Genomic DNA, 12,996 nt, shown 5'->3' with positions numbered 1-12,996 from the left:
TGGCCCGCATCCGCTGCCAGCCGCGCGTCATCATAAGCTCAAAATTGCGTGACGATATCTGTTATGCGCGGCCGGACGCGGTCCTCGCGCGGACCGTCCGCCCGCCCGATATGGATAAATCCCGCGACTCTTTCATGCTCGGCGACGCCAAGACGCGCCAGAACACCCCGGTCATAGGCGACCCATTCGGTAAGCCACACGGCAGCATAGCCAAGCGCGTTCGCGGCCACCAGCAGGTTCATGCAGACAGCCCCCGCCGAGAGCACCTGTTCCCACTCGGGGATTTTTTGATGCGGCGCCGCACGCGAAATGACGCCGACGACGAGCGGCGCAAGCGTAAAACGGTTGTTCTCGGCCATCACTCGCGCCTCGTCCTCGCCAGGATGCGCCCTGCTATAGATGTCAGCAAAGATCGCGCCAGCCCGCGCGCGCCCGTCGCCCTCGAAGAGGATGAAACGCCAGGGCGCAAGCTTCCCGTGATCGGGCACCCGTGAAGCGAGCGACAGGAGTGTTTGGATTTCCTCTGGCGTTGGGCTAGGCCCGGACATCGCCGCCGGAGGTGCCGAACGTCGCGCCCGCAGCAATGCAATCGTGTCGTTCATCGATAGTTCATGCTTTCCCGATTAACAACAATTCCGCAGACTCAATCACAGCGCGGCGCCTGCTGCCTGTGACCAAGAGACACATGGAGGGAGGAAGTTTGGCGAGGCGTAGCCCAAACAAACGTTTCCCCCAAGTTGATCCCAGTTTAAAAGAAGCGTCAATTGCCACGAAAACGTCAATTTGCGAACCGATCAAAGTGAGCCTTCCGCGCATTGATTATCTTCTGAATTGGCCAAGGATGCGGAAAAACAAGTCACGCTCCACAAGCTATAGCTTTCCTGGTGGTGTAACCTGCCCCTTTGCGGCATGCTCTACACGAGCCCGGCGTAAGCTTAGCCGTGCTATACCCAATTGCATCGAATTGCCTTTCTTGCGCTAGCCCTCTATCGGCCCCTCATTGGATATTTTTATGTCGCTTTTCGACACCGCCGCTCCTTCCACCCATCCCCCTCACGGTCTGCTGGCGCGGGATTTGCGCCCGTTCGAAGCAGAATCCCAAAATTCCGCGCGCGCCTGGTCCACCAATGCCTTCCGGTTCGCGGTCTTAAGTCTCGTCCTCTTTTACGGGCTCGCTCTGGCGTCTTGGCTCCTCACCGGCACGGTGGTGCCGTGGGATTCGAAAAACCATTTTTATGCAATGTTCCGTTTTCTTGGGGACGCTTTGCACAATGGCGAAATTCCCTTGTGGAATCCCTATCACTTCGGCGGCCATCCGGCGATCGCCGATCCGCAATCCCTGATCTTCACGCCGACCATGCTGCTCTTCGCCTGGATCGCGCCGCATGCATCGATGCAAGTGTTCGACGCCGTTATCCTCGCGCATCTTTTTGCCGGCGGGGTTTGCATGGTTGGCCTCGCGCGGCGCTGGCGCTGGCATCCGGCTGGCGCCGTCCTCGCAGCGATCGTTTTCATGCTGGGCGGCGCCGCTTCGGCGCGGCTTCAGCACACCGGCATCATTATTTCCTATTCCTTTTTTCCCGCTGCCTTGTGGTGTCTCGATATCGCGCTGGAGCGCCGCTCCATTCGTTTCGGGCTCGCGTTTGGCCTCTCGTCAGCCTTGATGGCGCTCGGCCGCGATCAGGTCGCCTTCCTGCTTTGCGCGGTACTGTTCGGTTATGTTGTCTTTTCCGCTCTTCAATCGGGAAACGCGCTCCACTACTTGCGCACCAGGGCGGGCGTGCTGGCTTCGGGCGGCGCGCTTATTCTCGCGATTTTGACCATACCCGCGCTCCTGACCATGCAATTTCTCGCCGATTCGAATCGTCCAGGCTTCCCATTCGGGGTCGCGGCAGTAGGTTCGCTCGCGCCGGTTAATCTGATCACGCTTTTTGTGCCGAATTTCTTTGGCTCACTTGACCATCTCTATGACTATTGGGGGCCTGACTATGACACCATGCCGCGCGCCGATTGGACCGACCGCGCCGTCGATTATCTTTTTATCGGTACACTGCCGTTCCTGCTGATCGCCTGGCATGGATTTGGCTCTGGGCGGTTGTTCGCGCGGCGGGGGCGGTTTATTCTCATTTTGTTGGGGCTGTCGCTCGCTTACGCCCTGGGGCGCTATACGCCCTTTTTTGCCTTCGCATTTGATCGCCTGCCTGGGGTCTCGCTCTACCGGCGTCCCGCCGATGCAACTTTTCTTCTGAATATCGCACTGGCCTTGGCCGCTGGATTTCTATTGCATCGTTACATCGAGGACGGCCTGCCACGGCCATTCCGGACGTTGCCGAAATGGCTGGCGCTCGCGCTCATCGCGGCAACAGCGCTTTCGCTTGCGGTTCTGATCGGCTCCGGTCTCGCTTTTGCCTTGCAGGAGGACCGGTTGCGAAGCTCGCTCGGCGCGCTTGCCATCGCAATGGCTCTGGCGGGAGCTGGTGCCATTCTCTTATGGCCGTTTGAGGACCGCCGTCGGCGAGCACTCGCCGCCAGTGCTTTCGTGCTCGTGAGCGGGGCCGAAATCCTTTGGCGCAATGCCGCCTCGCCGCTTAACGCAGAACCTGTCGAGCGCTATAGCGTGTATGCCGGAATGAAGGCCTCCGACGCCGCCGGCATCGCGGTGTTACGCCATGGCATCGCTGCGGAAACAGGCGGCGGCGATCGTCCCCGCCTTGAGATCCTCGGACTCAAGGGACCATGGCAGAATGCGTCGATGGTCTTCAAGTTCGAAAATACGCTCGGCTACAATCCCTTGCGCATCGACGATTATGGGCGCGCGGTTGGCCCTGGGCAGGATGCCGAGGATTTTGCCCTGCGCCACTACCCAGGCACGTTTCGCGGCTACAATAGCCGTCTTGCGGCGTTGCTCGGACTCCAATATCTGGTTCTGGACCGCCCCTTGACGGAGCTTCCGCGCGAGATACCGCGGCCAAAAGCCGACGAAGTCTACGCGAGCGAAGGCTTGTATATCTATAAGCTTGGCAAAACCGCGCCGCGCGTTTATTTTTCCGCATCTGTCAAGCCCGTCGAAAGTGATGACGTGCTTGATGAACAAGTGCTTCCAGATTTCGATTACAAGAGCGAAGTTTTAATCGAGCAGGCAAGCCTCGCCGATCTGCACGGTGGACCCTATCCCCAGAGCCTCAGTCAAGAACCCATCCAAACCGCCGGCCTTGGCAATGATCAAACAGTCGGACAGGCAACCGGCCGCGCCGCGAGAGCCGAGAGCAGTGATATGCAAGATCAGCGCACCGCGATCGTCAATTACACGGACAATATGGTCGAAATCGATGCCAACGCCCCAAAGGCGGGAATTGTCGTTTTGCACGATTTATTTTATCCGGGCTGGGAAGTTCGGGTTGACGGGCGTAAGCAACCGGTCCTTCGCGCCAATATTCTGTTTCGTGGTGTCGAGGTTTCGGCGGGTCACCACCACATCATTTTTGCGTTCCGCCCATTGTCGTTGACCAATCTCACTGCAGCGGCTTCCAGCGTTTTGCACAGCCAAGAGGAATAAATTTTGAGTTGGCGCGCGCGTGCAAGACTGGCGATAAGGCTGATAGGATCGGAAACAATTGCCCGCAATGCTTCGTTCGGGCCGTTGATTGTGGCACTGGCCGCGGGTCTGCCTTGCGTGCCGGCGTTGGCTCAATCCCCCGCATCTGGAAATCCTGGCGTTCCGCCATTGCGTCTGCCCGCCGCATCCCCACCAACGCCAGTTGAAACGGTTCGCGGCGCCATCAAGCTTTCGGCGCTGTTTGCCGCGACCGATTCGCAACCCGTGCATGAAGGCGTGCAATGGAGAATCTTCGAGGAAACAGCTGGCCCGGACGGCAACCACAAACTCGTCGCACAATCCTCCGAAGCAACGCCAAACTTGCCGCTTCCCGATGGCAATTTTGTTGTTCATGCTTCCCTGGGGCTGGCGGGCGCGACAAAGCGTGTCACCATTAACGGCGGCTTGTTGAACGAAACGCTCGTGCTCAATGCCGGCGGCTTACGTATTGCCGGCCAGCTAGGCGACTCGCCCGTAAACCCAGCGAAATTATCGATATCGATCTATGTTCCTGAACGCGGCAATCCCGAAGCAAAGCTCGTTGTTCCAAATGCCAAAGCAGGCGATACAATCGGCCTTCCGGAAGGCAATTATCATATCGTATCGACATTGCTCGACGCGGCCACAAATGGCTCGTCGAGTCCAACCAACTCTGTGATAAGCGCGGATCTGCGCGTGCAAGCCGGCAAGTTGACCGATGCAACTCTGCGTCATCGCGCCGCCACCATGACCTTGAAACTCGTCAACAGCCCCGGTGGCGAAGCTCTCGCCAACACGGCGTTCACAATTCTAACTCCCGGCGGCGACATCATCCGCGAAATGATTGGCGCGTTTCCGGCCGCCACCCTCGCCGAAGGCGAGTATGTCGCGATTGCCAGACATAGCGGCAAAACCTATCAGACGACGTTCAAAGTCGTGTCGGCAACCGAGAGAGATGTCGAAGTGCTCGCCAAGGAAGCGCCGCCGCCCGAAACTCCCTGAACGCGCGGCAGTTGAGACAATCGCCCTCAATGGGATCGTTGGCAGAGTTGCGACGGAGGAGGCAGCGTCCGGGCATGTCTGGCAAAACCCGGACGGGTCATGCTGCCATGGGGCGGAAGACCCGGATGGGTCATGCCGCGCATGATTTAAAACGGTTAAGTTGATGCCTCCTGACCCGACCTTCGCACGGGGCCTTTCAAGGCCAGTGTCTCCAAGCCGGGAATTGCTTGCGAAGGGGGCTAACAATGTTCCAAATTCTGCTCGGCATTCTCAAGTTTCCTCCAAAGCTTTCGTGGCCTATTACGGGAGCCAACACCTCGGATTCTGGCGGCGTGACAATATCTGTTGGCGGCCAGGCACTTTGGCCGACTCTCACGCTGGCTCTCATGCTCATATTGCCGGTCACCGCCAATGCGCAATATGCATACATCACGAACAACGGCGGCAACACGGTCTCGGTGATCGATACGTTGACCAATAAGGTCTCCGCCACGATTCCGGTTGGTTCGCGTCCCTTTGGCGTCACAGCAACGGCGGACGCAGCCAAAGTGTATGTCACGAATCAAGAGGGCACTGTCTCGGTGATCGACACGGCGACCAATACTGTCGCCGCCACGATACGGGTTGGCAGCCATCCCTATGGCGTGGCGGTCACGCCGAATGGCGCCAAGCTGTATGTCACGAACCAGGAGGGCACCGTCTCGGTGATCGACACGGCGGCCAATCGCATCATCAGAACGATACCGGTCGGCAACCGCCCCTATGGGGTGGCGGTCACCCCCGATGGACGCAAAGTCTATGTCGCGAACGACGAATTCTTCGGGTCGGTCTCGGTCATCGACACGGCTACGGATTCCCTTGCCGCCACAATCACGGTGGGCAGCCTCCCAATTGGCGTCGCGGTGACCCCGGATGGAACCTCGGTGTATGTCGCGAACGAGTATGACGACACGGTTTCGGTGATCAATGCATCCGAAGATAAGGTCACCGCCACGATTCCTCTTAACTCCGTCCCGTTAGGTGTCGCGGTCAGTCAGGATGGCGCAAAGGTCTTCGTCACCAGCCCGCACTCTGGCACGGTCTCGGTGATTGACACCGCGAGCAATATAGTTGTCGGCACAATCCGCGGTTCCTTCCCGTTTGGTGTCGCGGTCACTCCAGATGGCTCCAAGATATATGCCGCGCATCAAGAGAGCGCCGGCACCGTTTCGGTGATCGACACCGCGAGCGAAACTGTTGTCGCCACGATTCCCGCAGGCGACAGTCCCGTCGCATTTGGGAAATTCATCGGCGGCCCGCCGAACAGTTCGCCCCCCGCCGCCACGCGCCACTTGCCGATCGATCAGCCGCAAATTGCTGACCGCATGACGCTAGGCATTCCGGCCGCGCAGTGAGCGCCCGCGCGCGCCGCGACGGTTGACAGTCCCTGTCCAGACCGTATCCGACAGGCATCGCCCGCAACGTGGCATAGGGATGCGGTTAGTCCAATTGAAGATTGATCTGCTAAGCCAATAGCTGAGCGCTCGCTGACATCGTCAAGAATTGCGTTTAAGAGAACCTCGTCCGCGTCACTATCCGGCAACAGGCGCGTGGAATCTCCCGATTTACCGGTATGCCGCAAACATCAGCCCTGGCTGAGCCTTCGGGGCGTGAGTTGCGACATAATTTTGCCTCTAACAAGCGTTTGAATTTCAAACAGTCGTTTTAAACCTTCGCAGGAGGCCTTTATGCAGGCGCCTATTTCCCAGACGGTCCGCAAGTGGATACATGCGTTGACGCGGAAATTTGTCACCGAGATCCTTGTCTCGAGTCTTGCAACGCTCGTCGTCATGGCGCTTTTTCCCAATTTGACAAAGCCTATCTATCTCTTTTCGCAAGACGGCGCCCAGATCACGTCATCTCACAAAGGGCTCGCGAAGGAAGACTCCAGCAGCTCTCTCGACGACTTCCTGGAGCGCGTCGCGCTGTCCCATATTTCCGGTCCGAAAGCCTCGCAACAAGTCGAGAGCCAAGAGGCGATTGCTGCAGTGAACGAACCCGCGACAGACATGGAAGCTCCTCTCCCGCCATCGCCCGCCGCGGCGTCCCGGCGTGAGCGGACCGGCAGCAAAGTGCGGGCCGCCACCAATACGGCAAAGATTGTACCGGCACCGCAGGTCGCGATGGCCGAGCCCGCCGCTGGACAAGTTCCCGCAGTCCTTGAGCCTGCCGTTGCGCCAGCGCCCGTGAAAGCCGAGATCTTACTGGTGGCTCCCCTCCAATACGGCATGCACCTTGTCAGCAACCTCGGAACCATCATCTCCGTCTCGCAAACACATGTGGTCCAAAGCGTCGCGACCGTGGGCGATACGCTGACCTCTCTTGCCAAGAAATTGTAACGTGAAAATAACCGAGATAACCCGAAACGCCCTCCTCGATCACGCTACAGACGTGTTCGCCGAACTGGGTTATGAGGGCGCATCGGTGCGTGAAATTACCCGCCGCGCCATGGCCAATCAGGCGTCGATCAATTATCATTTCGGCGGCAAGGAGGCGCTTTACCGTGAGGTCCTCCGCTTGGCCATCGCCGCGCTCAGCGATGAATCTCCGCTTGACGACGACACAATGGGCAACATATCCCGCGATGAGGCGGTTCGGCTTTTTATCCGCCAGCAGGTGACGCCGCTGCTGAAACATGGCCAGATCAGCCGCTATTTGCGTATTTTGGCGTGGGAGACGCTGGCACCTACCGCCGCCTATAGCAATTTCATCGCCACTGAAAAACTTCCGATCCTGGACCAGGCCGAAAAGATCGTTCGCCGCTTCCTTCCCGAGACCGCCGGCCGGGCGGAAATTGCCGTCGCGACGATCTGGCTCACGGCGCAGGCGACCCCTTTCATCCGCCATTACGACACGCTGTCAAAACCGCCCATGAACCTGAAGATTGACAAGCATTTCATCGAGAAGCTGGCCACCGATCTCGGCCGCATGGCGGTCGCGGCGCTCAGCGTCCGCGACACTTTCAGCACCGCTCAGTGCTGACCGATCAGATCGACTCATCTGATCGGAAGGAAGCGTTCAAATTCAAAGATTTGGAGCCTGTTCCGACCGAAAAAGCCGGTCAACTTTTTCGGAACATTCCATAGGCGGTGATAACCTTGGAAACAAAAGATCAAAAAATTTAAGCGTTTCTAATTACTTATAGAAAAATATTCATGTTTAGATTTATGAATTTAGTTCCGGCGGCCGTCGCATACCAAGATATTTCACGCAAAACATCAGGGTACGAAATCCGAGTGCCGCCGATTTAAATTTCGTCCTTTCCCCGGGCGCCCACCGGCATAGAGTCAATGGCAAGGCGGCGCTCCAGGAACGCCACAAAGTGCTTTTGGTATCGGCCGCTGCTGTTGAGCCTGCGGCGGACGTTGCGGCTGAAAGGCCGGTTGCGGCGGACGTTGTTGCTGTTGCTGAATCTGTTGCGGCGGACGTTGCTGCTGAAACTGCGGTGCGCGCTGCTGCTGAAAGGCTGGCTGCGGCGCCCGCTGCTGCTGAAACTGCGGCGGCGCATGTTGCGGCAGTTGTTGCGATTTGGGTGCCATGGCGGGACCTGGAGGAGTCCAGGGTCTGCCATTCACACCGGGCGCAACGGCCGGGTTGCGGGGCGCAAACTGGCCGGCTGGCCGCCTGTTCATGGGCCCCTGTCCCAACGCGGGCAGAGTGTTTGCTCCCGGCTTGCGCCCTTTTGGTGCGCTGCCTTCCGCTGGGATCTGCTGACCACCCGGCAGAGCGTGCGCTCCCGGCAGTGGGCCCGGTTGGTTTTGCGGATGACGACCGGGCCCATGCACCGGTTTGTCGGCGCTTGGCAACGCCTGCCCCACAGGTGCGGCTGGGGAAGGCACCGTGCCCTGCGGACCCGCAGGAGCCGTTCCGGGCCTCTGGCCGAATCCTGGCGTCCGCTTGCCCATTGTGCCGGGCAGTTCGTGAGCTGGCAAATTATGGCCGGGCAGACGCGCGGCTGGCGCGGCTCCCGGAGGGATAGCTCCAGGCTCCCCCGGCTGGCCGGGCCTCAATTGTTGCGCTCCCGGGCCGCCAAATGTTGCCGCCCGCCGCGCCACCGATGGCGGTAGGGCGACTCGCGCGGCGGCGGCACCCGCGATGGCTCCCGCCGCCACCCCAGCCGCCACGCCGGCGCCAACCCCGGCTCTGCCCGGCCCCCCCGGATTGAGGACGTTGGGGCTATTGTTGATGATCGTGGTGTTGTGAATGTTGTTGAAGATGACATTGTTTGCTGGCGCGGCGACATAGACGGGCGGATTGATCCAAACCGGAACCGGCACGAACACGGGTACCGGCAGCACAAACAGCTCGACGGGTGGCGGCGGGGGCGCGAAGACAAGATAAGGCGGCGGTGGATTTAAGAAGACAAGCGGTGGCGGCAGCGGGAAATCAAATACCGGATCGCTGAAAACAAGCACAGGTCGATCGACGTAAACGATTTCTGGCGGCGGCGGCGGCGGGATGTCGTAGACAATCGGCGCATAGGACGGAGGTGGCGTGTCGGCAGCCGCCAAAGTCGACAGGCGGCGCCGCGCATCGGAGGCGTGCGGGCCGCGCGGATAACGGTCGAGATAGGACCAATAAGCGTCCGGCGTATCGACGCTATAGGTGCGCCGCCAAGTCAACGCCTCGCGGCGGGCGGCCAAAAGCGCACGCACGCGCCCTGCCAGCGGATCATTCGGATAGGCTGTAAGAAAGTCTTGATAGCCTTGCAGTGTATCGCGCTCGATTGCGGCGGCGTAGGCGTCATGGGAACCAAGATCCTGGAGCGGCCGTGACCGCATGGCGTCAATCCGGTCCGCCGCGAGCGCCGGTGCTGGCGCGTCCGCAGCCCGCTCGAAAAAGACGAAAGGAGCCGCGATCCGCGACGTGTCCCACGGAACTTGCGCGCCCTTGGTCTCTTCGTTGACGCGTAGCCGCACGCCATCGAAAAGCTCAGCTGGCTGCAAGCCGCCTTGCCGGATCATTTCGGTGAGTGCCCGTGAATAGGCGCCATAAGGACCGGGTTCGCTGGGCGCCACCGTGCCCGGCGTGGCATTGAACGCGAGGAGTATGTTTGGTTCCGTGTCGGCAAGCGCCAAGCCACCAGCCAAGGGCGGACCAGATTTCGCAAAGGGCGATTCCCGCGCCGCGTCGAGAACGATAAAACTCGCTTTGAGCGGCAGACCGGCGAGCCGCTTCGCATAATCGGAGACGCGCAACGCCTCGACCGCGACGTCCTGAGCCGACGCGATCTTCGCATCCACTGGCACGAAGTAGTTTTCACCTTCGAGTTGCAGCCCGTAACCGGCAAGATATACAAACGCCACCGTGCCAGGACCAGAGGCTTGCGCCTTGTCGAGGAAATCCCGAAACGCCGCGCGCAGAGATTCGCCGTCGAGATCACGGGCGCCGGAAACATCGAAGCCGGCCGCCTGCAGGGTTTGGGCGATGAGGCCCGCATCATTGGCCGCCGTAGCGAGCGGACTTGCCTGGTAAGCTGCGTTGCCGACAACGAAGGCGATGCGTTTTTCGGTCTCTGCGCGTGTCGGCGAAGTGGAAACCAGAGCCATGATAAGCGAAAGGACGGTGATGCAAGCAAGCCGCAATTTGGAAGTGATGTTCATGTTGATCTTTGTGCTGAAAGAGGCAATTGCGAGCCCCATGCTACAGCCGGGCGCTGAATGGGACTTGAACAAACAAGGCAGCGGGCAGGCGAAACTGAAAATCCCGTGACAGTCGATCGCAAGGAATTTTGGCGTTATTCTGGCCGTTGGATAGCGGCCGGCGCCCACCGGAATGGACCTGATGCCTTGCTCTATGGCGATGGGTGTGTCCGCGACGGGCCTGATCGCACTTAAGACATCAAAGATCGATTGACGAGTTCCGGTATTTGAACACCGCAACTGCCACATCCGGTTCCTCTTTTGAAACACTGAAGCTTTGTCACCTCAGGTTTCTAAATCCGAACCGGATGGACAACCTTTAAGAACTTACAACTCACGAAAACCGAACCACATCAAAGGTCAGATGGGACCAGAAGTCATTGGGGCTGCACGAGATTGGTTGCCGATTTGCCTGCATTTTTTTGGTCGGACGGCGATTCTTGAGCGGGTATACTGCACGCTCCTACCGACAACGCAAAGACCGCAAACACTAACGCTAGCAAAGGTCGCATTGGATACCTCCCGTTTATATATTAGCGAGCGAACCGAACCTGGCCGCCCACACCACAGCGTATCCCGGCATAAGATTGTTGTCGAGGCTGAGGAGAAGTCCCTCTCAAGACAGCATCAATTGTCCAAAGACCTCTGCCTTAAGACGGCGAAAGGAGATTTTGCCTCGGGAGAATCGCCGCCGGCCGCCGCCCCTTCGAACGCAGCGCCCGGCTTGCGCGGATAATCATCGAGGTTCAGCATCAGAAACTCCGCCGCCAAGGCGCCAAGATCAATCTTCCCATCGATGATCGGATCGGGCGGATCTTCTCCGCCAAGAAAAGCCGCTGGCTTGGAGGCGTGGCCGGCAGCCCCGCTTGGAGGCGCGAAATCCACGTCGATATCTGCATGGATCAACGTCTCGAACGGCTCGAGACTGACGATACAGGTTTGCGTCACACGGGCGCACAGACGTCCCACAACCTTGAATCTTGTGCGGCTTTGTTTACGCACATCGAAATTCGCCTCAAAATCCAAAATCGCGGCCAGGCCGCCTGTCTGCGCGAGGGCGTCACATTCCGCCTCGCTGGCACGCAAAGCGATCTCAAGACCTGTGTCCGGCACCGTATCGACCGCGAGAACGCAGCTAAAAACTCCGCTGGTAAGAGCAGGCTCCATTTTGCTGGATGAGCCAGATTTGGAAGGGGAAACGCTCTTCGTCGCCATCCATGCCACCTTTAGCGGATCATTGAGAATCCCCCGGCACTTGGAAATATTTCACGGAGACGAACCGGTTTCAATAAGGCAATCGAATTTGGCCTCGTCGAAAAAAAACGAAAGGCGCTTCCGAACTGCGGCACGCCCCACTAAAACAAAATAAAACATAATAATTACAATAATTTAAGAAGTATTATTAATGTATCACACAAGCATACTAAATTCTCTAAACAATGGCAGCGGGCCGGGGAAACGGAACCGGGCCGTACGTGAAATCCTCGAGCGACGTATGATCCAATTGGTGGCTTGCGGCCGCCAGATAGCGCGCGAGCCTGCCGGGCTCTCCACGGCCGTCATAGACGTTGCGTGCAAGCGCGGCGGCAATCTCCGGCATTCCCGTATTGAGGGCTTTGTCATAGGCCGCGGCGCGGCCGAGAAAGGCCTCCGCGATCGATCTCATGCTCTTGCGCAAGCCGCTGTCGCCAACTCCCGTTTCCCGGATGGCGCTGTCAAAATAGCGGAACAAGGAGTCGGTGAGGTCCTGGGCCATCTCGGGCGCCGGTGGCGGCATCCGGTTGAGGCGGCGCAGGACAAGCGCCGCATGGAGGGTGAGCGTCTCGAACCGACCCTCCAAACCATCCTCGATGCCATAGTCCGTATAAAGCACGGGATCGCGGGCCGCCGCCACGATCTCGCCACGAAGCCGGTCGATCAGATCGTGGTTGGCGGGACGCCGGAAGAGCTGGAATATCATATTGTTTCCATCAAAACCGCTCATGGTCTAGGGATCTCGCCGTGAGGCTTGTCCCGCGACCGGGCACGACGTTACGGTGAAGCCAATCCCAAAAGCGCGTAAAGCAATTTCTTCATTCATTTTAGGGAAATTTCACGCCACGTGGAATTTTCCGGGGACGTGCCCCGCCAACTGCGTAACCTGGAGGCTTTGAAGGATGACGGTCGTGAGGGCGCGAAGAGGGGACGGCCGGCGGGCGCCGGGCCGCGCGAAACTGGCTTTAGCAACGGCGCTTGCGCTGGGTCTTGGCGGGTGTCTTGGCTATGACGGAACGGTTGTCCACGGTTACCAGCTCAATTCCAAAACCGCGGAACAGGTCAAAATCGGCTCTTCCGCAGAGCAAATTCTCGTTCTATTGGGGTCGCCAACCACAACGTCGACGGTTGGCGGCGACGCCTGGTATTACGTGAGTCAAGTCACCGATCGCAGCCTGGGATTCATGCCGCAAAAGGTCACCGACCAGCGGGTCTTCGCGGTCTATTTCACGAAGGATAAGAAAGTCCAGCGTGTCGCCAATTATGGCATGGAGGATGGCAAGGTCATCGATTTCGTGTCGCGTACCACGCCGACGGCCGGCGCCGAATCGACCTTCCTCAAAGGCATGTTCATCAACCTTCTGCATTTTTAACCGGGTACCGGCCTCCCAGCCCTGCCTATATGGATCGCCGCCGGACGGGTGATTCATTGCCACAACGCCTGGCATCTGGCCGTGGCTCATCCCACCATGAACGCTTCGGCGT

At 59.0% G+C, this 12,996-nt stretch carries 10 protein-coding genes; 6 read left to right on the top strand and 4 right to left on the bottom strand.

Features of this window, described 5'->3' with window-relative positions; all coding sequences use genetic code 11:
* Positions 1-38 precede the first annotated feature (38 nt).
* Complete coding sequence (locus QEV83_RS18870) at positions 39-602, bottom strand: nitroreductase (protein WP_280129181.1); 564 nt, start codon at positions 600-602, stop codon at positions 39-41.
* A gap of 410 nt (positions 603-1,012) precedes the next feature.
* On the opposite strand from QEV83_RS18870, the gene QEV83_RS18865 reads away from it, so the two are divergent.
* The 5 genes from QEV83_RS18865 (at position 1,013) to QEV83_RS18845 (ending at position 7,597) form a co-directional block, all read left to right on the top strand.
* Positions 1,013-3,556, top strand: coding sequence for a YfhO family protein (locus QEV83_RS18865; protein WP_280129180.1), 2,544 nt, complete (start codon positions 1,013-1,015; stop codon positions 3,554-3,556).
* Positions 3,557-3,724: 168 nt separating this feature from the next.
* Complete coding sequence (locus tag QEV83_RS18860) at positions 3,725-4,576, top strand: hypothetical protein (protein ID WP_280131144.1); 852 nt, start codon at positions 3,725-3,727, stop codon at positions 4,574-4,576.
* Positions 4,577-4,821: 245 nt separating this feature from the next.
* On the top strand, positions 4,822-5,970 hold the full coding sequence (locus tag QEV83_RS18855) for a YncE family protein (protein ID WP_280129179.1): 1,149 nt from the start codon (positions 4,822-4,824) through the stop codon (positions 5,968-5,970).
* A gap of 378 nt (positions 5,971-6,348) precedes the next feature.
* Positions 6,349-6,954 carry a hypothetical protein gene (locus QEV83_RS18850; RefSeq protein ID WP_280129178.1) on the top strand — a complete coding sequence of 202 codons (606 nt, stop codon included), beginning with the start codon at positions 6,349-6,351 and terminating at the stop codon, positions 6,952-6,954.
* A 1-nt stretch (position 6,955) separates the two neighbouring features.
* A complete protein-coding gene (locus tag QEV83_RS18845; RefSeq protein WP_280129177.1) occupies positions 6,956-7,597 on the top strand; it encodes a CerR family C-terminal domain-containing protein in 642 nt (213 codons plus the stop codon).
* Between the two features lie 305 nt (positions 7,598-7,902).
* Here the strand turns inward: QEV83_RS18845 and QEV83_RS18840 are convergent, their stop codons facing one another.
* The 3 genes from QEV83_RS18840 to QEV83_RS18830 all read right to left on the bottom strand — a co-directional run bounded on the left by QEV83_RS18840 (position 7,903) and on the right by QEV83_RS18830 (position 12,241).
* The gene (locus QEV83_RS18840) at positions 7,903-10,218 is read right to left on the bottom strand and encodes a caspase domain-containing protein (RefSeq protein WP_280129176.1); all 2,316 of its coding nucleotides are present in this window, start codon (positions 10,216-10,218) and stop codon (positions 7,903-7,905) included.
* Positions 10,219-10,884: 666 nt separating this feature from the next.
* Positions 10,885-11,472 carry a DUF177 domain-containing protein gene (locus QEV83_RS18835; protein ID WP_280129175.1) on the bottom strand — a complete coding sequence of 196 codons (588 nt, stop codon included), beginning with the start codon at positions 11,470-11,472 and terminating at the stop codon, positions 10,885-10,887.
* A 217-nt stretch (positions 11,473-11,689) separates the two neighbouring features.
* Positions 11,690-12,241: a ubiquinol-cytochrome C chaperone family protein gene (locus QEV83_RS18830; protein ID WP_280129174.1), complete on the bottom strand. Its 552-nt coding sequence runs from the start codon at positions 12,239-12,241 to the stop codon at positions 11,690-11,692.
* Between the two features lie 181 nt (positions 12,242-12,422).
* On the opposite strand from QEV83_RS18830, the gene bamE reads away from it, so the two are divergent.
* Positions 12,423-12,884: an outer membrane protein assembly factor BamE gene (gene bamE, locus QEV83_RS18825; RefSeq protein ID WP_280129173.1), complete on the top strand. Its 462-nt coding sequence runs from the start codon at positions 12,423-12,425 to the stop codon at positions 12,882-12,884.
* Positions 12,885-12,996: the final 112 nt, after the last annotated feature.

This window comes from Methylocapsa sp. D3K7 (assembly GCF_029855125.1).
Classification (GTDB): Bacteria; Pseudomonadota; Alphaproteobacteria; order Rhizobiales; family Beijerinckiaceae; genus Methylocapsa.
This window is presented reverse-complemented; position numbering and strand designations above follow the sequence as displayed.

What these genes read in the sequence shown, in the direction of transcription:
- QEV83_RS18835 (WP_280129175.1), bottom strand. Translation starts at nt 11,472, where the DNA reads ATGGCGACGAAGAGCGTTTCCCCTTCCAAATCTGGCTCATCCAGCAAA.
- QEV83_RS18830 (WP_280129174.1), bottom strand. Translation starts at nt 12,241, where the DNA reads ATGAGCGGTTTTGATGGAAACAATATGATATTCCAGCTCTTCCGGCGT.
- QEV83_RS18855 (WP_280129179.1), top strand. Translation starts at nt 4,822, where the DNA reads ATGTTCCAAATTCTGCTCGGCATTCTCAAGTTTCCTCCAAAGCTTTCG.
- QEV83_RS18865 (WP_280129180.1), top strand. Translation starts at nt 1,013, where the DNA reads ATGTCGCTTTTCGACACCGCCGCTCCTTCCACCCATCCCCCTCACGGT.
- QEV83_RS18870 (WP_280129181.1), bottom strand. Translation starts at nt 602, where the DNA reads ATGAACGACACGATTGCATTGCTGCGGGCGCGACGTTCGGCACCTCCG.
- QEV83_RS18840 (WP_280129176.1), bottom strand. Translation starts at nt 10,218, where the DNA reads ATGAACATCACTTCCAAATTGCGGCTTGCTTGCATCACCGTCCTTTCG.